This is a genomic window from Gordonia sp. 135 (genome assembly GCF_009720185.1).
Lineage (GTDB): Bacteria > Actinomycetota > Actinomycetes > Mycobacteriales > Mycobacteriaceae > Gordonia > Gordonia alkanivorans.
The window spans coordinates 3,196,505-3,216,459 of the sequence record NZ_CP046257.1; the positions used below are offsets into that span (position 1 = coordinate 3,196,505).

Sequence of the window (19,955 nt, forward strand, 5' to 3'; positions counted from 1 at the left end):
GACGGGCCACGCCCGCCCGGTTCTACTGGGAGCGTCGTGCTCTGTTCTTCCGGGTGCTCCCCGGTGATGGCCGGATCAACGCGTCAACCAGTGTAACGACGCACCGCCCGGACAGGCGAATCGGTATCGCCTGTCCGGGCGGTGCGGGGTCGAGAACGGGAGATCAGTCGAGCGGTGGACGCCAGTTCGGGTCGAGCGGATCGAAATCCGGCGCACGACGCCGACCCGGCCTCGGTTCCGGGGACTCGGACTGCTCCCCCTGCGGCTGGGGATCCGACGGCGGGTTCCCGTACTGCGGAGGACGCGGACCCGGCTGGGACTGACCTGATTGGAACGGTCCGGACTGCGGCGACCTCGGCGGGTTCGGCCGCGGTGGCTGACCGCCGGTCTGCTGCGGACCCGGCGCCTGGTACGGCTCGCGAGGCGGCCTGCCCGGCGCACCCCGACCGGGCGGTGTCTGACCTGGGGGCGCCTGACCGGGTGCGGGTGTCGGACCGGCGTTCGGCGGGCCGACCGGCTCGCCGACCGACCGCAGGTAGTCCTCGAGGTTGCCCTCGCGACGCTCTGGTGCCGGGCGGCTCTCGGGCACCGTCGGCCGAGACGGCGTCGGTCCCGACGGTGCGGCCATACCGGGTTCGAAGGAGGGCCGCTCGTAGGCGGCCGTCTCTTCGTCGGCATCGGAAACCTGCGCAGACGGCATCGCCGTCGGGTACCGGCGTGTTCGGGACTCGTCGGCATCGCGATCGTCGTCGTCCTCATCGCGTCCGGCTCCGGGGACCATGTCTTCCAGCGATCGGCCGGAATCCCGGTTGCGCCCCGAGAACACATCGACGAGCAGGAAGGCCAGGCCGAGGAGACAGATGACGATGCAGGCGACGGCGAGCCACACGGTCCCGGTGATGAGACCGAGGATGAGCAGCACGAACCCGATGAGGGTCGCGCCCAGGGCCAAGGTCAGCACATCACCAGCCTAGGGTGCATGTCCGGCGCGGAGGTCAGCTCGGCGAGTAGCTGCTGAAACCGCCGCTGCCCGGGTCGTTCGAGAACGACTGATCGGGACGACCGCCCTCGACCGGTGCGGCGCTGCCCCGCTGCTGCAGTTCCTCGAGCTGCGACTCCAGGTAGGTCTTCAGACGGGTGCGGTACTCACGCTCGAACGTCTTGAGCTGTTCGATCCGGCCCTCGAGCACACCACGCTGCTGGTTGATCGTGCCCATGATCTCGCTGTGCTTGCGCTCGGCATCGCTCTGGAGTGCGTCCGCACGCTCCTGTGCCTGGCGCAGCTGCGCCTCGGAACGCGTCTGGGCGTCGGCCAGGATGGCCTCCGACCGCTGGCGCGCGTCGGCGAGCATGGCGTCGGACTTGCTCTGGGCCTCGGAGACCATCGTGTCGGCGCGGGTCTGCGCATCGGCCAGCATCGCGTCGGCGTCGGCGCGGGCACTGCCGGTCAGACGGTCCGCGGTGTCCTGTGCGAGTGCGAGAACGCGGGCGGCACGAACGTTGGCGTCGTCGTTGGTGGGCGCGGGCTGCTGGACAGGAGCGGGCTGCTCCTGGACCGGCGGCTTGGCGAACATCTGGGTCCGCTCCTCTGCGGGGGCGGCGCCGGCACCCGAGCGGGCGTCGGCGAGCTCACCCTCGAGCTCCTCGACGCGCTGCTTCAGGTCGGTGTTCTCTTCGATCAGCCGGGCGAGCTCGGCCTCGACGAAATCGAGGAACTGATCGACCTCATCCTCGTTGTAGCCGCGCTTACCGATAGGCGGTTTGCTGAACGCGACGTTGTGCACATCAGCTGGAGTCAGCCGCATGTCGGTTCCCCTCGTGTCTGTGGTGAAGCTTGTGTTCAGTTGGCGTGCCGTCCAACCCCGATCGCGCGACGTGAGTCGTTCGACCAATACAGGTTGTCACTAACTATTCATACCAGTCAAAAACTGTAACTGGCGTCCAATCCTGTCACATGCGAACCGTAGGTCGCACTGTTGGATGCTCAGCCCGATCGAAACTCCTCCGAACGGGCAGGGCATCCGAAGACGACAACCAACGGTAGTCCATCTGCGTACCTCAAGGTACCCGGGTCACAGGGGTCCCGGTGCGCGACGCGTCGGCGGATCAGGAGCGGGTGAGAACCAGAGCGGTGGCCAGCGAATCGGCGACCGCGTCGGCGCGGAGACCGTTCACGATGTTCATGGCGATGATGACGACGAGCATGACGATCATCAGCGACAGATCCAGGCGGATCGGACCGAGCGGGATCGGCGGCAGGACCCGCCGCAGCGCCTTGATCGGCGGATCGGTCAGAGTGAACACCGTCTCGATGATCACGACCGCCACCCCGGTGGGTCGCCACTCGCGGGCGAACGTCCGCACCAGCTCGACGACGAGTCGACCGAGGAGAAGCAACCAGAAGACCAACAGGATGTAGTACAGGACACCCAACAAAATCGCAGCCACGCGTCAAGATTGCCTGAAGAGCACCGGCCGGTGCGAACCGAGGGTGCCCACCTGCATCAGGAGTGGTTGTAGAAGCCGGTCTCGGCGATCTTGCGGCGGTCCTCGGGCGACACGTCGACGTCGGCCGGCGACAGCAGGAAGACCTTGGTGGCCACCTTGTCGAAGGAGCCGCGCAGAGCGAAGGCCAGGCCCGCGGCGAAGTCGACGAGGCGCTTGGCGTCGTCGTTGGTCATGTCGACGAGGTCCATGATGACCGGGTTGCCGTCGCGGAAACGCTCACCGATGGTGCGGGCCTCGCTGTAGTCCGAGGGACGCAAGGTGGTGATCTTCTGCAGCGGACCGTCGGCGAAGACGCGCTCGAGCTCGCGGTGCTCGGGGCCGGCCGGGCGCGACGAGGCGGCACGCAGGGCGGCACTCGACGAACGCTGCAGCGGTTCGAGGCGCGCAGCGGAACGCATCGGGGCCTCGGGCGTCGGACGCGGTCCGGCGTAGGCGAACTCGGGGGCGAAGTCACCGGCGAGTTCGTATCCGCCGTCGAAATGACGGTCGTCGTAGGCCATCTCGTCGCGGTAACCGGCCTCACGGAAGCCGGGGTCACGCAGGGAGGGCTCGTAACCGGGGTCGTAGGAGCCCTCACCGTAGTAGTCGTCACGGTAGGCACGCTCACGCGACGGGACACGCAGCGCGGAGCCGTCCTCGAGGTAGTCGTCCTCGTACTCGCTGGGCGGCACCATGCCGAAATAAGCCTTGAACTTCTGCATCGTGGTCATTGTCGGCCTCTCTGTCGTGCGACGCCGGTGTGCAGCCGTGCCGGATGGTGCATCTGATGTCACTGTGCTTGTTGAGATATTTGCGCTTGTTGTGCCACTTGGTTCTGTTGTTACCAATGTGATTACTGAGAGAGTAGCGGCCGATCGCCCATGATCGCGGTTCCGACACGCACACATGTCGAGCCGGCTGCAACCGCCTCTTCCATGTCACCGGACATACCCGCCGACAGTTCGACGGCGTCGGCGTACCGATCGCGAAAAGCGTTGTGGATACGAGCGGATTCGGCCATCCAGTACTTCCGCTCACCGGTGAGTGGGGCGATGACCATCAGTCCGCGCAACTGCAGAGAGTCCTCGCTCGACACCTGCTCGGCGAGTGCGGGAAGATCCGCCTCGACGACGCCGCCTCGCTGCGGGTCCCCGTCGAGACTCACCTGCAGCAGCACCCCGAGACGCGCGGTCCGCTCCCCCTCGTCGAGCGCGGCTCGCGCGGCCCGGCCCAGGGCCTCGACCACCTTCGGACGATCCACCGAGTGCACCGCACGCGCCCAACGCGCGATGGAACGGGCCTTCTTCGACTGGACGGTCCCGATCATGTCGAACACCGGGACGTCGGTGGAATCCTCGGGTGTCCAATCGGCGAGGACCTCGGCGACCTTGCGTCCGGCCTCCGGCTCACGGGACTCGCCGAACGATCGGACGCCCAGGTTCAGCAACCGGCGGACGTCGTCGGCCGGGAAGTATTTCGTCACCACCAGGAGCGCACACGCCCCGGTGGGTCGGCCCGCGGCCGCGACGGCCGCGTCGAGCCGCCCGCGTACGGCTTCGAGTCGCTCGGACAGCTCGGCGGTGCGTGCGTCATCGAGAGAATCGCTCATGTCCCCCATCATTCTCCGCGTGGAGCACCGGGGGTCTACTCGCCGTCCGGCGCACTCTCGTCGTCCATCCAGATCACCGATGCCAGGCGGCCGGTCGGTGCGCCGCGCCGATGGCTGAAGAGGCTCAGGTCCGAGATCGTGCAGCGCGGGTCGACGGCGACCCCGGCGACCCCGGCCTCGAGGAGCTGACGGCGCAGACCTGCACGCAGGTCGAGGCCCGTCGTGCCCTTCTTGGTGCGGCTCGCGCTCCCGGGCAGATGCTTCTCGACGTCGGCCTGCATCGCCGGGGGCACCTCGTACTGTTCGCCGGAGGCGGCCGGGCCGAGGAACGCACCGATCGACTCGATGCGCGCACCGAGTTCGACCATCACCTTCAGCGTCTCGCGCACGATGCCGATCCGTGCCCCGACGCGCCCGGCGTGGACACCGGCGATCACGCCGGCCTCGTCGTCGCTGAGGAGCACCGGCACGCAGTCGGCCGACAGCACGGCCAGCGCGAGTCCCGGCGTGGTCGTCACCAGCGCATCGGTCGCCGGAACCGGTTCGGGGACCGGACCGTCGACGACCGTCACGTTGCGGCTGTGGATCTGTTCCATCCAGACGACCGAGGACGCGGGCAACCCGATCTGCTCGGCCAGACGATTCCTGTTGGCGGACACCGCTTCCGGGTCGTCTCCGACATGGTCACCGAGATTGAACGAGTCATACGGTGCCACCGAGACGCCGCCGGCACGCGTGGTGACCACACGACGCACCCGCATGCGGGTCAGCGCTTCATGAAGGACGGCACGTCGACGTCGTCGTCGTCGAGATGCACGGTGTTGCGACGCGGGGGCTCCGGCTCACGCTCACCACCGAAGGGATCACCCGACCCCTTGGGGATGTCACCGAAGAGCGGATCGCTCTTCGGCGGCGCCGAGACCGCGCCGGCTTGTCCCTGTCCGACGGCCGAACGGCCGGCGGCCGCAGCGGGCACGTCGGACCGCTTCTTCGGGGTGCCGCCGTCGAAACCGGCGGCGATGACGGTCACGCGGACCTCGTCGCCGAGGTTGTCGTCGATCACGGTGCCGAAGATGATGTTGGCGTCCTCGTGGGCTGCCTCCTGGACCTGGGTGGCCGCGTTGTGGATCTCGAAGAGACCGAGGTCGCTGCCGCCGGCGATCGAGATCAGCACGCCCCGAGCGCCTTCCATCGACGCCTCGAGCAGCGGCGAGTTGATCGCCGACTCGGCCGCCTTCTTGGCACGGTCCTCACCTCGGGACGAGCCGATGCCCATGAGTGCGCTGCCCGCGTCGCTCATGACGCCCTTGACGTCGGCGAAGTCGACGTTGATCAGACCAGGGGTGGTGATGAGGTCGGTGATCCCCTGGACACCGTTGAGGAGGACCTCGTCGGCGCTGCGGAACGCGTCCATGAGGCTCACCTGCGCGTCGCCGAGCTGGAGCAGGCGGTCGTTCGGGATCACGATGAGGGTGTCGCAGGACTCCCGCAGCGCGGTGATGCCCGCTTCGGCCTGTCCGCCGCGACGCTTGCCCTCGAAGGAGAACGGGCGGGTGACCACGCCGACGGTGAGAGCACCGAGCTTCCGGGCGATCTGGGCGACGACCGGTGCACCACCGGTGCCGGTGCCGCCACCCTCGCCCGCGGTCACGAAGACCATGTCGGCACCCTTGAGGAGCTCCTCGATCTCGTCGCGGGCGTCCTCGGCGGCACGGCGGCCGACCTCGGGGTCGGCGCCGGCACCCAGGCCACGGGTGGAGTCGCGACCGACATCGAGCTTGACGTCGGCGTCGCTCATCAGCAGGGCCTGCGCGTCGGTGTTGATCGCGATGAACTCGACTCCCTTGAGTCCCTGCTCGATCATGCGGTTGACGGCATTCACGCCGCCGCCGCCGATGCCGACGACCTTGATGACGGCCAGGTAGTTGTGCGGTGGCGTCATGCGCTCGCCTTCCTCGTAATGGGTCGTGCTCGATGTTCCGTTGCTGATCTCTCAGCGCGTTCCGGTGCTGATGTGTCAGCGGCTAAGTGCTGACAAAACCCTAAACCTGAACCATAGATTTAGAGTTATGTCAAGTAGTTCGTTGTGGAGATGACGCTAGGCATCCCGGGCCCCGGTATCCACAACAGCGCCCGGCGTGTCGGGAAGTCGCGCCGAAATTCGGTGAATTTCTCAGATCTTCAACGAATCTGGCGTCGTTCCCGGCCCGTGCCGGCGGCCGCGGGCCGACACCATCACTTGTAGGCCGGGAACTCAGGGCTCGAGACGTTGTACATCTTGGCGTCCCGGCTCAGCAGATACGTGAGGGTTCGCGCCTTCTCCGCTCCCCGATCGCTGTCGCCCCAGATGACCCGGCGGTCCTCGGTGAGGAGGAACTCGATGTCGACCGGAGAGTTCGCCGACACCCGGATGACCTGTCGCGCCAGCGATTCCGGGAGTCCGGCGACCGCGGTGATCGCCTCCCGGGTGGTGGGGTCGGCCGGGCCCGGGTTCGGGGTCTCGAGAACCGGGAGCTTGAGCACCTCCGGCGGCACGCCCTGGGCGCGGACGTAGTGCAGGAAGGACACCCCCGACCGGTCGAGGACGTGGACCTCGTCCCCGCTCGTCACGATCACCACCGGCACCCGCTCGACGACGGTGATGGTCAGCGACGAGGGGTAGGACCGCTGGACGCGGACGGATTCGACGGACGGGATGGTGGCGACCCGCTGCGCGACGGCGCGGGTGTCCACCTGGAGAAGCGGTGTCCCCTGGGGGACGGCTGCGACGCGGAGGATCTCGTCGGCCGGGACCGAGCCGTTGTCCAAGATGTCGGTGCTGCGTACCGACATCAGCGGGGTCAGATAGGCGATCAGGACCAGCCCGACCCCCGCGGCGACGACCATCAGGGTGCCGAGGATCAGGCGGGACCGGCGGCGGGTCGGCCAGCGGATCACGAGACCCGTCCCGTGAGGCCCCCGTCGCCGGGGCCCTCACCGTTCGCGTGCGTCGTGCGCTCGGTCCCGGTGTCCGCACCGAGCGCGGCGAGGATCTCGGGACCCTGCATGGTGATGTCGCCCGCACCCAGGGTCAACACGAGGTCACCGGGTCGCGCCAGGCCGGCGACCTGACCGGCCAGCCGCGACAGGTCCGGCGCGAACACCGACGGGCGGGTCAGCTTGTCGGCGATCGTCCGGCCGCTGACACCCGGTATCGGTGCCTCGCGGGCGCCGTAGACGTCGGCGACGACCACGGTGTCGGCGAGGTCGAGGGCGGTGGCGAACTCGTCGGCGAACTCGACCGTGCGCGAGTACAGGTGGGGCTGGAAGACCGCGATGACGCGACCGCGCGGCGCGTCGGGGCCGGCCCGCGCGGCCATCATGGCCTGCGCCGCGGACAGCACCGAGCGCACCTCGGTCGGATGGTGGGCGTAGTCGTCGATGACCTCGACGCCGCCCCGGCGGCCGCGGAACTCGAAGCGACGATGGACCCCGCCGAACGCACCGATGCCCGCGAGGATTCCGTCGAGGGCACCCGCGGCGTCGGCGGTCTGCGCTGCGTTGACGCGGACGGCGCCGATCACCGCGGCGATCGCGTTGAGCGCCATGTGCTCTCCCGGGAGCGGGAGGATGAGTTCACGTTCGACGACCGTGCCGGTCTCGTCGGCGGGACCGGTCACCGGCGCGGTGAAGCGGACCCGTGCCGCTCCCCCGGCGGCCCGCGGCTCCCACGACAGCAGGGTCGCCACGTTGGGCACGCCGGACGCGAGGCCCGCATGGGTGCCGCGGCCGTAGCCGAGGACCGCGACCCCGCGCTCGGCGAGATCGCCGCGGACGCGTCCGGCGAGTGCGGCCGATCCGGGATCGTCGAGGCAGACCACGAGGGTGCCGCCGGTCCGGATGCGTTCGGTGAACTTGTCGAACACGTCGACGTAGGCCTCGATCGAGCCGAAGAAGTCGAGATGGTCGGCGTCGATGTTGGTGACGGCGACGACGTCGGGCGTGTACTCGAGCAGCGAACCGTCGCTCTCGTCGGCCTCGGCCACGAAGACCGGGTCGCCGCCGTGATGGGCGTTGGTGCCGGATTCGTTGAGCTCGCCGCCGATCGCGAACGACGGATCGCTGCCGGCGTGCTGAAGGGCGACGACGGCCATCGAGGTGGTCGAGGTCTTGCCATGGGTCCCGGCGAGCAGCATCGTCCGGTCGCCCTCCATGAGCTGGGCGAGCACGCGCGGGCGCAGCAGGATCGGGATGCCCCGCGAGCGGGCGGCCACCAGCTCGGGGTTGGTCTTGGGGATGGCGGCGTGGGTGGTGACCACCACCGACGGGCCGCCCGGGATCTGGTCGAGCGCCGACGGATCGTGTCCCACCTGGACACGGGCGCCACGCGTGCGGAGTTCGAGGATGCCGCGGCTGTTCTTCGCGTCCGATCCGGACACCTGGCCGCCGCGGGCGAGCAGGATGCGCGCCAGTCCGGACATGCCGGCGCCGCCGATGCCGACCATGTGCACGCGGGCCAGCTGCGGCGGCAGTCCTCCGGTTCCCACGGTCGTCCCCTCGCTCATGTCGTCACCTCCCACGCCTTCTCCGGTCGTTTCGCCGGCCGTGTCCCGTCCGACCCGGTCCCGTCCAATTGTCACTGCTCGCCGGCCGATCGGCGGGAACGAAACGCCTTGCGGACCGAGCCCCGGCCCGCGCGGAATCCGCGAGCGAGTTCGAGAGCGGCGTCGGCGACGGCCGCCGCGGCGTCACGATGGCCCGTGCCCGCGGCCGCCGCGGACATCTTCTGCAGTCGCTCCGCGTCCTGCAGGAGGGCCGGCACCTCGCGTGCCACCCACTCCGCGCTGACCGCCGAGTCCTCGACGATGAGTCCGCCACCGGCCTCGACGACCGGTAGCGCGTTGAGGCGTTGTTCGCCGTTGCCGTGTGGCAGCGGGACGTAGACGGCGGGCAGACCGGTGGCCGACACCTCGGCGACGGTCATCGCACCGGACCGGCACATCACCAGGTCGGCCGCGGCGTAGGCGAGATCCATCCGCTTGAGGTAGCCGACGCCGCGGTACGGCGGGGCGCCCTCGACGATCACCGGATCGATCGAGTTCTTGGGCCCGTAGGCGTGCAGGACACCGATGCCCGCCTTTGCGAGGGCTTCGGCCGCACCCGAAACCGCGGCGTTGATGCGTTGCGCGCCTTGGGATCCACCGAAGACGAGCAGGGTCGGGGCGTCCTCGTCGAGACCGAAGTAGTGTCGCGCCTTGGCCCGCAGAGCAGGCCGGTCCAGCTCGGTGAGGACACCGCGGACCGGCATGCCGACGACGGTCGCGTCGAGGCCGGAACCGTCGACGGCGGCCAGGATTCGGTCGGCGAAGCGGGCGCCCACCTTGTTGGCGATGCCCGCCGAGGCATTCGCCTCGTGGATGACGATCGGGATGCGGTTGCGTCCGCGCAGGTGCATCTGCGCGGCGAGGTAGGCCGGCACGGACACGTACCCGCCGAAGCCGATGACGACGTCGGCATCCACGTCGGCGAGCACCTTGCGGGTCGCGGCGACCGAGGACACCAGGCGGCCGGGCGTCTTGGCGAGGTCCATCCCGGGTTTCCGCGGCAACGGGACCGGCGGGATCAGCCGAAGGTCGTATCCGCGTTCGGGCACCAGGTCGACCTCCAGGCCGCGGCTGGTCCCGAGTGCGGTGACGCGGGCCGTCGGGTCGATGCGGGTGATCGCGTCGGCCACGGCGAGCGCGGGTTCGATGTGTCCGGCGGTACCACCGCCCGCGACCACCACCGACAACGGCCGCCCGCCCGGGCCTCCGGTCGTATCAGATTGTGCTGCACCCGAACTCACCGGCTCTGTCACTCCATCTCCAGCCACTTCGCACGTCTGTCCCACGCGGGGCATCGCCTGCCGCGGGAGCCGTCAGCGGCGTCCCGCGCGGCCGTGTGTCGGCCGATCGCGCCCGGGGTCGGCGGACCTCGGCGTACGCGGCTGATGCGCGCCCGCCCGCCATCCCGGTGACGCCGAGCGACGTGCACTGCCGGCGCCGGGATACCCGCCACGGTAGTCGACGCCTGCTCGTGTCGACGGCGCAGGTCGGGTGCGACCTGCCGTTGCCGGACGCCGTGCGGACGCACCACGAGCAGGTGCCGGTTCGGCGGCCTTCGCCCGTTTCCACGGCATGGTGAACCGGCCCAGGCTCGGCGCAGGCTCGGCCGGTCGTCCGCGACGACCCGACGGTCCTGTCCGACCGGACGCTCCCGCCCGTCCCGATGCACCGGCACGTACGGCCGTACGGCCGCCGGACCGTTCGCCCGCCGAGCGACGCCGGTCGAGCCGATCGCGCAGGGTCTCCGCCCGCGTCTGCCGGTAGGCCACCGGCGTCGGGAGCCGCAGGATCCGGGCCAGTCGGCCCTGCGACCCGGTGGTGAGGGCCGCGACGGCCTCGGGTTCGTGTCGTGCGGCGTTGGCGAGGAGCCCGAGCATCGCGAGCACGGTCAGCGTCGACGTACCGCCCGCCGAGATGAGTGGCAGCTGGATACCGGTGACCGGTAGCAGGCCGATGACGTAGCCGATGTTGATGAACGCCTGCGCGAGGATCAGCACGGTGATGGTCGCGGTCATCAGGCGCAGGAACGGGTCGGTGGAACGGTGCGCGATGCGGAAGCCGATGTAGCCCAGCAGCACGAACAGGAACACCACCAGCAGACCGCCGAGGAGGCCGAGTTCCTCGCCGATGATGGCGAAGATGAAGTCGTTGTGCGCGTTGGGCAGATAGTTCCACTTGGCGCTCGACTGGCCGAGACCCACACCGAAGACGCCGCCGTTGGCCAGTGCGTAGGTCGCCTGGCGCGCCTGGTAGCCGGCGCCCTGCGGGTCGTCGATGCCGCCGAGGAAGCTCATCACGCGCTGTGAGCGGTAGCCCTCGGCGAGCGCGAGGATCACCGCGAGGGCCACACCGGAGACGGCGAACGCCGAGAACACCTTGATCGGCAGCCCGGCGAACCAGAGCATCGCGCCGACGATGATCGCGATGGTGATCGTCGTCGAGAGATTGGGCTCGAGGATGATCAGCACGCAGACCAGCATCGCGACCGGGACCAGCGGGATCAGGAGCTCTTTGATCGAGGCGTTGTCCCGACGCCGCGAGGCCAGCAGGTGCGCACCCCAGATACAGAGCGCCACCTTGACCAGCTCCGAGGGTTGCACCGACACACCGGAGATGACGAACCAGCGTCGCGCGCCCTGGCTGAGCGTGCCGATGCCGGGGATGAGCACCAGTCCGAGCAGGAGGATGGCGATGGCCATCGACGGCGCGGCGAAGCGCCGGAGCAGGCGGATGGGGACCCGCAGCATCAGGTAGAAGACGATGAGGCCGAGTCCGGCGAAGATGACCTGGGTCGTGAACAGTCCGTACGCCGATCCCTCTTGCGAGTACCCCTCGACCGACGACGCCGACAGCACCATGACCAGACCGAAGGCCGTCAGCATGAACGCCATCGTGAGGACCAGCTGGTAAGAGGCCAGCGGCCGCGCCAGGAGGTTGCGCACGGCCTCGACGAGCAGGGCCGGCAGCGAGGCCGTCACCGACGCGGCGGTCGAGGCCGCCGCGGAGACCTCGGCGGCCGGCTTCGACAGCGCGGCCGCACCTTCCGACGCCTTCCGCCGTACGGTGGCCGCCCTGCTCTCGTCCGAGTGCTCGTCCGTCACGTCATCCAACGAGTCGTCGAACGTGTTCTCGTCGTCGACCGCGCTCTCGTCAGCCGCGGTCTTGTCGCTGCTCACGCGACTCACCGCGAGGTGGAGGTGCCGGCGATGTCCTGTGCGGCGTGCGCGAACGCGTCACCGCGCCGGCCGTAACCGGCGAACATGTCCAGCGACGCCGCGGCGGGTGCGAGGAGCACCGCGTCGGGCTTCGGGTCGCTCGCCGCGGCGAGCTCCCACGCCTCGGCGACCGCCCGGTCCATCACGGCGACGGCGGGGTCTGATCCCGAGGCTCGAGTCGACGAGTTCGGGATCGACGAGAGGACGGGTGCGGTCTGACCCTGGCGTTGCACGTTCACCGTGCCATCGTCCCCTGTGAATACTGTGACTGTTGGGACTTCTGGGGCGTGTCGCGCGATCGCTTCGACGACCAGTTCCCGATCCCGGCCGATGGCGACCACTCCGGCGAGCCGATGGCCGACCGCGGTGAGCATCCCGTCCATCGACGCACCCTTGAGCAGGCCGCCCGCTATCAGCACCACACGGTCGTACGCGGCGACCGCGGCCTGGGCGGCATGCGGGTTGGTGGCCTTGGAGTCATCGACGAAGCGGATGCCGTCGCGCGTCGCCACGACCTCGCCGCGGTGGGCGGCGGGCCGGAAATCGGTGAGCGCGGCGTCGACGGCGTCGCGCTCGACTCCGATCGACAGTGCGAGTGCGGCGGCGGCGAGAGCGTCGGAGACACCCGACGGACCGGCCGGATGCACGACGCCGGCGGACAGCAGACGACCCGCACCGAAGGCGCGGTCGACGAGTTGCCCGTTCTCGACGCCGAGCTGACCGTCCTGCGGCGGGTTCAGCGTGAAGCCGACCCGGCGTCCCGCGCCCGGCAGACCCGACGCGACCGCGTCGTCGAGGCCGACGACCGCGATGTCGCCGCGCAGCGCACCCGCCTTGGCCAGCGCATAGGCGTCGAAGGTGCCGTGCCAGTCGAGATGGTCCTCGGCGACGTTGAGCACCACCCCGGCCGCCGGGGTGACCGACGGCGCCCAGTGCAGCTGGAACGACGACAACTCGGCGCACAGCACGTCGACGCGGGGCGTCGCGCGCATGGCGTCGAGGACCGGCAGACCGATGTTGCCGCAGGCCGCGCCGGCACGGCCGGAGCGCTCGACGATGTCGGCGAGCATCGAGGTGGTCGTGGTCTTGCCGTTGGTGCCGGTGACGACCAGCCAGGTGCGCGGCTCACCGAGCAGACCAGCGGCGTCGACCCGCCAGGCCAACTCGACCTCACCCCACACCGGCACACCGCCCGCCGCGGCCTGCGCGACGAGGTCGTGGGTGGGTGCGAATCCGGGCGAGACGATCACGACCGCGGTGTCGCCGGTCCACGACGGGTCGGCGAGCAGATCGGAGATCGCGACCGCCTCCGCGCCCTGCGCGATCAGGTCCGCGACCCCGGGGACGGCGGCGATCGCCGCCTCCCGGCCGGCGGCGTCGGCATCGCGTGCGGCGAACCGGTCGTCGGCCAGCAGGATGCAGACGTCGCGGGTGATGAGATACCGCGCCGCCGACATCCCGGCGGTGCCCGCACCGCCGATCACCACGGTCTCCCCGGTCAACCCCAGCGGATCGCCGGCAGACGCGGGGCTCTCGGCGAGCGGATCAGCCATTGGTGGCCAGGAACTCGCCGTAGAAGAGCGACAGTCCCAGCGCACAGGCGATGGCCGTGAGCAGCCAGAACCTGATGATCACCGTCGTCTCGGCCCACCCGCCCAGTTCGAAGTGGTGGTGGAAGGGCGCCATCCGGAACACACGGCGGCCGGTGGTCCGGAAGAAGGCGATCTGGATGACCACCGACATGATCTCGGCGACGAACAGCGCGCCGATGACGACCGCGAGGAGTTCGGTACGGGTCGTGATGGACAGGCCGGCGAGCATGCCGCCGAGCGCCAGCGAGCCGGTGTCACCCATGAAGATCTTCGCCGGTGCGGCGTTCCACCACAGGAAGCCGAGGCAGGCACCGCCGCCGGCCACCGCGATGATCGCGAGGTCGAGGGGATCGCGGACCTGGTAGCACCCGGTCGGGATGTCGCTGGGCGGCTTGGCACCGCCGGCGCAGGCGTTGACGAACTGGAAGAACGTCACGAGGACGTAGGACCCGAGGACCATCGCCATCGAGCCGGCGGCCAGACCGTCGAGTCCGTCGGTGAAGTTCACCGCGTTGGACCAGGCGGCGACCACCAGCCAGCAGAACACCACGAAGACCACCGCGCCCAGGCCGATGGCGTTGATGTCGCGCACATAGCTGAGGTGGGTGCTGGCCGGGGTGAGGCCGTAGTCGTTGCGGAACTGCAGCACGAGGATGCCGAACAGGATCGCGGCGATGAACTGCCCGATCGACTTCGCGGTCTTGTTCAGTCCCAGGTTGCGGTGCTTGCGGATCTTGATGATGTCGTCGAGGAAGCCGACGATGCCGAGCGCCGTCGCGAGGCCCAACACGAGCAGACCCGACGCGGTGGGTCCGTTGCCGCCGTCGGTGAACAGGCCGACCAGGTGCGAACCGAAGTAGCCCGCCCACAGTGCGGCGAGGATCGCGACGCCGCCCATCGACGGTGTGCCGCGCTTGGTCTGGTGGCTCTCGGGGCCCTCGACCCGGATCTCCTGGCCGAATCCCTGACGGGAGAACACCTTGATGAGCACGGGGGTCAGCAGGATCGACACCGCGATCGCGATCGCACCCGCGAGGAGGATCTGGGTCATCGTGCTGCCCTCGTGTTCGCTCGTCCGTTCCCCGCCACGCTCTTGTCTCCGACTCTGTTCGGTGTTCTCGGCCGGCGCGCCTCGCCGCGCGCCCTCATGATGCGGTCCCCTCGTCGCCGGGACCGGCGTCCGTCTCCTCGCGGATCTGCCAGCCGCAGCCCGCACCCCACGCCGTGACCACCGAGTCGAGGTCGGCGCTCGCGGCCGCGAGGAGGATGACATCGCCGGCGGCGGGCCGCCAGTCCGGGTCGGTGTCGACGAGTGCCGCGGCGGCTTCGACCGAGTCGACGATGCGCGCCTCGTCGCCCCACGACCCCTCCATGACGGCGCCCTGGTGCAGGGCGTGGACAGATCTGGAGTCGCCCACGCAGAGAGTCTTGTCGACGGCCAACCGGACGGCCAGACGTCCGAGGAGATCGTGTTCGACGACACGCTGGTTCTCCGGCGTCCCCTCGGGGGTGGCGACCTCGGCGATGATGGCCCAGGTCCGCGGCCGATCCACCGCGGCGCTGCCATGCATCGCTCCGGCGTGCTCGGCGAGTCGGCGGATGAGCAGACGTGCGTCGTCGACCGTCACCGGCGCATCCCCGCGGATCACCGTGACGAACGGTCCGGTCATCGATCACCCTCCGCGGCCACCGAATCGGTGGATGCGCTCTGTGGGGTCGACGACTCCAGCGCTTGTGCGACGACGTCACGGTCGTCGAACGGATGCTTCACGCCGTTGATCTCCTGCCCGGCCTCATGTCCCTTGCCCGCGACCAGCACGATGTCGCCGGGCCGCGCCCACGCGACGGCCTCGGCGATCGCGGCCGCGCGGTCCCCGACCTCGCGCACCGGCTCGGCACCTGCCGGGCGTTCGGCGGCGTCGACGCCGCGGGCGCCGGCGAGAACCTCGGACCGGATGGCGGCCGGTTCCTCCGACCTCGGGTTGTCGTCGGTGACGATGACGAGTTCGGCACCGCGTGCGGCGGCCTCCCCCATCAGCGGACGCTTGCCGGCATCACGGTCGCCGCCGGCACCGACCACGATGGCCACGCGGCCGGGTCCCTCGCCGAGCTGCCCGCGCAGGGTCGCGAGCACGGCCTCGACGGCACCGGGTTTGTGGGCGTAGTCGACCAGCGCGAGGAACGGCTGTCCGCGATCGACCCGCTGCAGACGTCCCGGCACGCTCACCGACGCGACCGCGTCGAGTGCGGTGGAGATCGGCACACCCGCGGCATGGGCCACGGCGACCGCCAGCAGGCCGTTGGCCACGTTGTAGCGGCCCGGGAGAGGCATGACGAGGACGTGGTCGCCGTCGGGTTCGGTGATCGGCGTGTGGGAGGTGCCTTCGCCGGTGAGATCCGACGGTCCCGCGTGCCAGTGTGCGGGCGTCGGACCGGTCGACACCGTCACCGGCTGCAGGTGCGCCGCCTCGCCGGGCCGGCGGGCGAGATCGGCCATCCGCTGCCCCCACTCGTCGTCGACGCACACCACGGCGCGTACCGCGTGGTTCGGCGACGACGGCACGAACAGCTGCGCTTTGGCGTTGAAGTAGGCGCGCATCGTCTGGTGGAAGTCCAGATGGTCCTGCGAGAGGTTCGTGAAGGCACCGATAGCGAAGTGCGCGCCGTCGACGCGCCCCAGCGACAGCGCGTGGCTGGACACCTCCATGACGACGACGTCGACGCCGTCCTCGAGCATCGACGCCAGCAGCGCCTGCAGGGTCGGGGCCTCCGGTGTCGTCAGCGAGCTCGGCTGCGCGACGCCGTTGACGCGGGTCTCGACGGTTCCGATGAGCCCCACCGAGTGCCCGGCGGCGAGCAGGGCGGCCTCGACGAGATACGACGTGGTGGTCTTGCCCGACGTGCCGGTGATCCCGATCAGCTTCAGCCGCTGCGAAGGGTTGCCGTAGACACGGGCACTGACGCTGCCCAGCACGGTCCGCGGGGCGGGGTGGATGAGGACCGCGACGGCGGTCTCGGGCGGCAGGACGCGGCTGAGTTCGGCGCGGCCGGCCGGATCGGTCAGGATCGCGGTCGCCCCGGCGGCGACCGCCTGGTCGGCGAACCGCGCACCGTGGGTGGCCGCACCGGGCAGGGCCGCGAACAGATCGCCGGGCTGTACGTCCTGGGCACGCAGGGTCACGCCCTGGACGCTGGTGTCGCGATCGGCGCCGCCGACGAGGTCGAGCCGGGCGCCGGTGGCCGTCGACAGGACCGTCACGGACGTCGGCGCGATCTCGCGCGGACGACCGGCGACCTTCCTGCCCTTGCGCCTGCCGGCCGATCCCTTGTGCGAGGAACCACGAGACGTCATGTGTTCGCCTCCTCGGGTGTTCTCGGTCGGTGTGCTGGTGGTGCTGGTGGTCTGGATACCTGCGGTCTGGTTACCGGGGCCTGGGTTCGTGTTCGGCGCAGAATTGCACTCACGATACCGACCCCGGGATCGGCGTCCGGGATGCGGTGCGCCGACCCCTCCGGTCGTGATCAGTTCGCGGTGAGGGTCAACCTCGGCGTCGGCGGGGACAGCGGGACCTGGGCGCGCTGCAGCATCCACGACGCGATGGTCGAGAAGAGCGGTCCGGCGGACTGGCCTCCGGTGCCGTCGGAGCTGCGACGCGGGTTGTCGAGCATGATCCCGATGACGTAGCGCGGCGCGTCGGCCGGGGCGATCCCGGCGAAGGTGATGTTGTAGCGCGAGTTCGAGTAGCAGCCACACGACGGGTCGACCTGCTGGGCGGTACCCGTCTTTCCGGAGACCTGGTAGCCGCTGACGGCGGCCTTGGTGCCGGTACCCATCTGCACGCCCATCGGATCGTCCTGCACCACCGACCGGAACATGTCGCGGACCGTCCGGGCGGTCTCCTCGCTGACGACGCGGACCGGTTCGGGACGAGCGCGTCCCTCCGGGGTGCTGCCGTCGCGCTCCTCGCCGGCGAGGATGCGCGGCGGGATGCGCAGACCGTCATTGGCGATCGCCTGGTACATCGCGGTCATCTGCAGCAGCGTCATCGAAAGACCCTGTCCGATGGGCAGGTTGGCGAATGAACCGCCCGACCACTGGCTCAGTGCCGGCACCTCGCCGGCACTCTCGGCCGGGAGTCCGACGCCGGTGCGCTGGCCGAGCCCGAAACGCTTGAGCATGTCGGCGAAGCGTTCCTCGCCGATGCGCTTGGCGAGCATCAGCGTGCCCACGTTCGACGACTTACCGAAGATGCCGGTGGTCGTGTACGGCTCGACGCCGTGCTCCCAGGCGTCGCGGACGGTGACGCCGGACATCTGGATGCTGCCGGGCACCCGGTGGACCGTGTCCGGCCGGGTGAGGCCGTATTCGATGGCGGCGGACGCCGCGACGAGCTTGTTGACCGAGCCGGGCTCGAACGGTGAGGTGACCGACGGATTGCCGAGCTCGGCCTTCGGCTGATCCGACAGTGGGAGCGAGGCGTTGAAGGTGCCGTCGTTCGCCATCGCCAGTACCTCGCCGGTCCTGGCGTCGAGTACCACTGCCGAGGCGCCCCGCGCGCCGGATGCCTGTTTGGCCTTCATGACCTGGCTCTGGACGAACCACTGGGTGTCGGAGTCGAGGGTCAGGCGGACGGTGGAACCGTTGATCGCCGGGTGCACGTTGCGGGTGCTGCCCGGGATGATCGCGCCGTCCGATCCGCGGTCGTAGGTACGGGAACCGTCGGTGCCGGACAGGATCGCGTCGAGCGAGGCCTCCAGACCGATGAGACCGTTGCCGTCGTAGTTGACGTCGCCGATGACGTTGGCCGCCAGCGAACCACCGGGATAGAGCCGGATGCTCTCCGGGTCGGCGCCGACCTCGGGGAACTCCTCGGTGATGCGTTTGGCGACGTCGGGGCTGACCGCCCGGGCGAGGTACACGAAGGGTTCGTCACCGGTGATCTTCTCGAGGAGGTCTTCTTCGCTGATCGAGCCGCCGAGTGCGACCGACACACCCTTGGCGATCTCCTTGAGCCGCTCGTCGACGCCGGGCAGTTCGTCGTTCTTGCGGTGCTCCTCGTCGATCGACTTGCGAACCGCCTTGGGCAGGAACGTCAGTGACCGGGCTTCGTCGGTGTAGGCCAGCGGGCGACCGTTGCGGTCGAGGATGGAACCACGCTTGGCCGTCAGGACCTGGGTGTACTCGCGCTGCTGGGCGGCCTCGGCCGAGATGGACCCGGCCTGGATGGTGTGGACGACGATCATCCTCCCCGCGACCGCGAGGACCACGAGCAGCACGACGACACCGAACACCTTGGTCCGGAAACCGAAGCTGTGCAGTCCCCCGCTGTTCCGCGGGCCGCCCTTACCCGGTCCGCGGCCACCCGGGCCGCCTGCGGTCGCGCGGGATCCCTGGCCCGGGCGACGTCCCGGGCGAGACGGCGCGTGGCCGAGTCGCTCGAAGGTCGCACGTGTCATGGTCGTCAATTGTTCACCGCTTCAAGGTCGTGACAGGGATTTGGCGTCGGCGGGTTGCAGATCGGTGGGCGCACTGTGACAGTCCCCACGACCCGCGGGCACCTCACGTCCGGGGCACGACATTCGGCGCCGGGACCGGGGTCGAGGGCTGGGGTGTGGACCCCGACTCGGTCGGCGCCGACGAACCCTCCCCCTGCCCGGGGGCCGGATCGGGTTGAGCCGGAACGGGTTGCGGAGACGGCGCGGACTGTCCCGGGGTTGAGGGGGCCGGGGCCTGTTGGCCCGGGGTCTGCTCGGCCGGCGGGTTGGGGGCGCCGACGGCGCCACCGCCCAGGCCGATCGAATCGTCCACCTTGCGCGGGTCGATGGTCTCGGTGGGGTCGGGCTTCAGTTCGGGGTTGAGGTCGGCCATCGGCTTCCCCGATGCCGGTGCGGGTTTCCCGACGATTCGGGGCCGGCGCGGGTCGTCGACGATCATCCGTGCCGGATTGTCCGACGGGATCATGCCCAGACGGGTTGCCTCACGGGACAGTTCCGGCGCCGAGTTGCCGGATTCGTAGGTCCGCTTGAGCGCGTCGCGCTGGTCGATGAGCGACTGGTTCTCCGTCCGCTCGATGCCGAGCTTGTAGGAGTCCTGGGCCGACTTGGTCGACAGCCACAGGCTCAGACCGAGGCCCAGGACCAGCAGCGCGATGACCGGGACCACGAAAGGTGTGTGCTGCAACCGTTCCCGGAGCGAGACACCGGACATCGACAACCCGCCGCGGGCCGCGCGCGGTGCGCTCGCACCGGTGGCCATGCGCTTGTGGCGCCGGTCCAGCGCGCGTTGGGCAGCCCGCGAACGGGTCGCGCGTTCGGATTCGATGCGTGCACGCCGCGACCGCCGACTGTCACGCTCGGCATCCGACCGCCCGGCGTCGGAGCGGGTTGCTCCGGAACGGGCTGTGCCGGAACGCTTGTCGTCGGAACGGCCGGAGCCGGGACGACGAGGGGCGTCGTGCAGGATCGTCAT

General features: G+C 69.9%; 17 protein-coding genes. All 17 read right to left on the reverse strand.

Translation table 11 applies throughout. The features are described 5' to 3' along the window. Positions 1 to 163: 163 nt before the first annotated feature. The 17 genes from GKZ92_RS14435 to GKZ92_RS14515 all read right to left on the reverse strand — a co-directional run bounded on the left by GKZ92_RS14435 (position 164) and on the right by GKZ92_RS14515 (position 19,955). A complete protein-coding gene (locus tag GKZ92_RS14435) occupies positions 164 to 961 on the reverse strand; it encodes a hypothetical protein (RefSeq protein ID WP_006356886.1) in 798 nt (265 codons plus the stop codon). Between the two features lie 34 nt (positions 962 to 995). Continuing rightward, complete coding sequence (gene wag31 / locus GKZ92_RS14440) at positions 996 to 1,805, reverse strand: DivIVA-like cell division protein Wag31 (RefSeq protein WP_040003893.1); 810 nt, start codon at positions 1,803 to 1,805, stop codon at positions 996 to 998. Positions 1,806 to 2,106: 301 nt separating this feature from the next. Next, the gene (locus GKZ92_RS14445) at positions 2,107 to 2,448 is read right to left on the reverse strand and encodes a YggT family protein (protein WP_006356884.1); all 342 of its coding nucleotides are present in this window, start codon (positions 2,446 to 2,448) and stop codon (positions 2,107 to 2,109) included. A gap of 56 nt (positions 2,449 to 2,504) precedes the next feature. After that, entirely contained in the window at positions 2,505 to 3,218 is a 714-nt protein-coding gene (locus tag GKZ92_RS14450) for a cell division protein SepF (protein WP_006356883.1), read from the reverse strand. 122 nt (positions 3,219 to 3,340) lie between these two features. Continuing rightward, positions 3,341 to 4,105, reverse strand: a complete 765-nt coding sequence (locus GKZ92_RS14455; protein ID WP_040003905.1) for a YggS family pyridoxal phosphate-dependent enzyme — start codon at positions 4,103 to 4,105, stop codon at positions 3,341 to 3,343. Between the two features lie 26 nt (positions 4,106 to 4,131). Next, entirely contained in the window at positions 4,132 to 4,857 is a 726-nt protein-coding gene (pgeF, locus tag GKZ92_RS14460; protein ID WP_155225380.1) for a peptidoglycan editing factor PgeF, read from the reverse strand. A 5-nt stretch (positions 4,858 to 4,862) separates the two neighbouring features. Continuing rightward, on the reverse strand, positions 4,863 to 6,038 hold the full coding sequence (ftsZ, locus tag GKZ92_RS14465; protein WP_006356880.1) for a cell division protein FtsZ: 1,176 nt from the start codon (positions 6,036 to 6,038) through the stop codon (positions 4,863 to 4,865). A gap of 293 nt (positions 6,039 to 6,331) precedes the next feature. Then, positions 6,332 to 7,033, reverse strand: coding sequence for a cell division protein FtsQ/DivIB (locus GKZ92_RS14470; RefSeq protein WP_006356879.1), 702 nt, complete (start codon positions 7,031 to 7,033; stop codon positions 6,332 to 6,334). Beyond that, positions 7,030 to 8,640: a UDP-N-acetylmuramate--L-alanine ligase gene (gene murC / locus GKZ92_RS14475; RefSeq protein ID WP_155225381.1), complete on the reverse strand. Its 1,611-nt coding sequence runs from the start codon at positions 8,638 to 8,640 to the stop codon at positions 7,030 to 7,032. The genes GKZ92_RS14470 and murC overlap by 4 nt, the downstream gene beginning before the upstream one ends. 71 nt (positions 8,641 to 8,711) lie before the next feature. Further along, positions 8,712 to 9,974 carry an undecaprenyldiphospho-muramoylpentapeptide beta-N-acetylglucosaminyltransferase gene (gene murG, locus GKZ92_RS14480; RefSeq protein WP_372512875.1) on the reverse strand — a complete coding sequence of 421 codons (1,263 nt, stop codon included), beginning with the start codon at positions 9,972 to 9,974 and terminating at the stop codon, positions 8,712 to 8,714. Positions 9,975 to 9,992: 18 nt separating this feature from the next. Then, positions 9,993 to 11,855 carry a putative lipid II flippase FtsW gene (ftsW, locus tag GKZ92_RS14485; protein ID WP_035752664.1) on the reverse strand — a complete coding sequence of 621 codons (1,863 nt, stop codon included), beginning with the start codon at positions 11,853 to 11,855 and terminating at the stop codon, positions 9,993 to 9,995. A gap of 5 nt (positions 11,856 to 11,860) precedes the next feature. Further along, positions 11,861 to 13,447 (reverse strand): UDP-N-acetylmuramoyl-L-alanine--D-glutamate ligase, encoded by a 1,587-nt coding sequence (gene murD, locus GKZ92_RS14490; protein ID WP_035752666.1) that lies wholly within the window; start codon positions 13,445 to 13,447, stop codon positions 11,861 to 11,863. Further along, on the reverse strand, positions 13,440 to 14,537 hold the full coding sequence (gene mraY, locus GKZ92_RS14495) for a phospho-N-acetylmuramoyl-pentapeptide-transferase (protein WP_035752668.1): 1,098 nt from the start codon (positions 14,535 to 14,537) through the stop codon (positions 13,440 to 13,442). The genes murD and mraY overlap by 8 nt, the downstream gene beginning before the upstream one ends. 94 nt (positions 14,538 to 14,631) lie before the next feature. After that, entirely contained in the window at positions 14,632 to 15,156 is a 525-nt protein-coding gene (locus GKZ92_RS14500; protein WP_075864063.1) for a UDP-N-acetylmuramoyl-tripeptide--D-alanyl-D-alanine ligase, read from the reverse strand. Continuing rightward, complete coding sequence (locus GKZ92_RS14505; protein WP_035752773.1) at positions 15,153 to 16,838, reverse strand: UDP-N-acetylmuramoyl-L-alanyl-D-glutamate--2,6-diaminopimelate ligase; 1,686 nt, start codon at positions 16,836 to 16,838, stop codon at positions 15,153 to 15,155. The genes GKZ92_RS14500 and GKZ92_RS14505 overlap by 4 nt, the downstream gene beginning before the upstream one ends. A 170-nt stretch (positions 16,839 to 17,008) precedes the next feature. Beyond that, positions 17,009 to 18,943, reverse strand: a complete 1,935-nt coding sequence (locus GKZ92_RS14510; RefSeq protein WP_006356871.1) for a peptidoglycan D,D-transpeptidase FtsI family protein — start codon at positions 18,941 to 18,943, stop codon at positions 17,009 to 17,011. Positions 18,944 to 19,046: 103 nt separating this feature from the next. Beyond that, on the reverse strand, positions 19,047 to 19,955 hold the full coding sequence (locus tag GKZ92_RS14515) for a hypothetical protein (RefSeq protein ID WP_035752672.1): 909 nt from the start codon (positions 19,953 to 19,955) through the stop codon (positions 19,047 to 19,049).

What these genes read in the sequence shown, in the direction of transcription:
- wag31 (WP_040003893.1), bottom strand. Translation starts at nt 1,805, where the DNA reads ATGCGGCTGACTCCAGCTGATGTGCACAACGTCGCGTTCAGCAAACCG.
- GKZ92_RS14450 (WP_006356883.1), bottom strand. Translation starts at nt 3,218, where the DNA reads ATGACCACGATGCAGAAGTTCAAGGCTTATTTCGGCATGGTGCCGCCC.
- GKZ92_RS14455 (WP_040003905.1), bottom strand. Translation starts at nt 4,105, where the DNA reads ATGGGGGACATGAGCGATTCTCTCGATGACGCACGCACCGCCGAGCTG.
- pgeF (WP_155225380.1), bottom strand. Translation starts at nt 4,857, where the DNA reads ATGCGGGTGCGTCGTGTGGTCACCACGCGTGCCGGCGGCGTCTCGGTG.
- ftsZ (WP_006356880.1), bottom strand. Translation starts at nt 6,038, where the DNA reads ATGACGCCACCGCACAACTACCTGGCCGTCATCAAGGTCGTCGGCATC.
- murC (WP_155225381.1), bottom strand. Translation starts at nt 8,640, where the DNA reads ATGAGCGAGGGGACGACCGTGGGAACCGGAGGACTGCCGCCGCAGCTG.
- murG (WP_372512875.1), bottom strand. Translation starts at nt 9,974, where the DNA reads ATGCCCCGCGTGGGACAGACGTGCGAAGTGGCTGGAGATGGAGTGACA.
- murD (WP_035752666.1), bottom strand. Translation starts at nt 13,447, where the DNA reads ATGGCTGATCCGCTCGCCGAGAGCCCCGCGTCTGCCGGCGATCCGCTG.
- mraY (WP_035752668.1), bottom strand. Translation starts at nt 14,537, where the DNA reads ATGACCCAGATCCTCCTCGCGGGTGCGATCGCGATCGCGGTGTCGATC.
- GKZ92_RS14500 (WP_075864063.1), bottom strand. Translation starts at nt 15,156, where the DNA reads ATGACCGGACCGTTCGTCACGGTGATCCGCGGGGATGCGCCGGTGACG.
- GKZ92_RS14505 (WP_035752773.1), bottom strand. Translation starts at nt 16,838, where the DNA reads ATGACGTCTCGTGGTTCCTCGCACAAGGGATCGGCCGGCAGGCGCAAG.
- GKZ92_RS14510 (WP_006356871.1), bottom strand. Translation starts at nt 18,943, where the DNA reads ATGACACGTGCGACCTTCGAGCGACTCGGCCACGCGCCGTCTCGCCCG.
- GKZ92_RS14515 (WP_035752672.1), bottom strand. Translation starts at nt 19,955, where the DNA reads ATGACGATCCTGCACGACGCCCCTCGTCGTCCCGGCTCCGGCCGTTCC.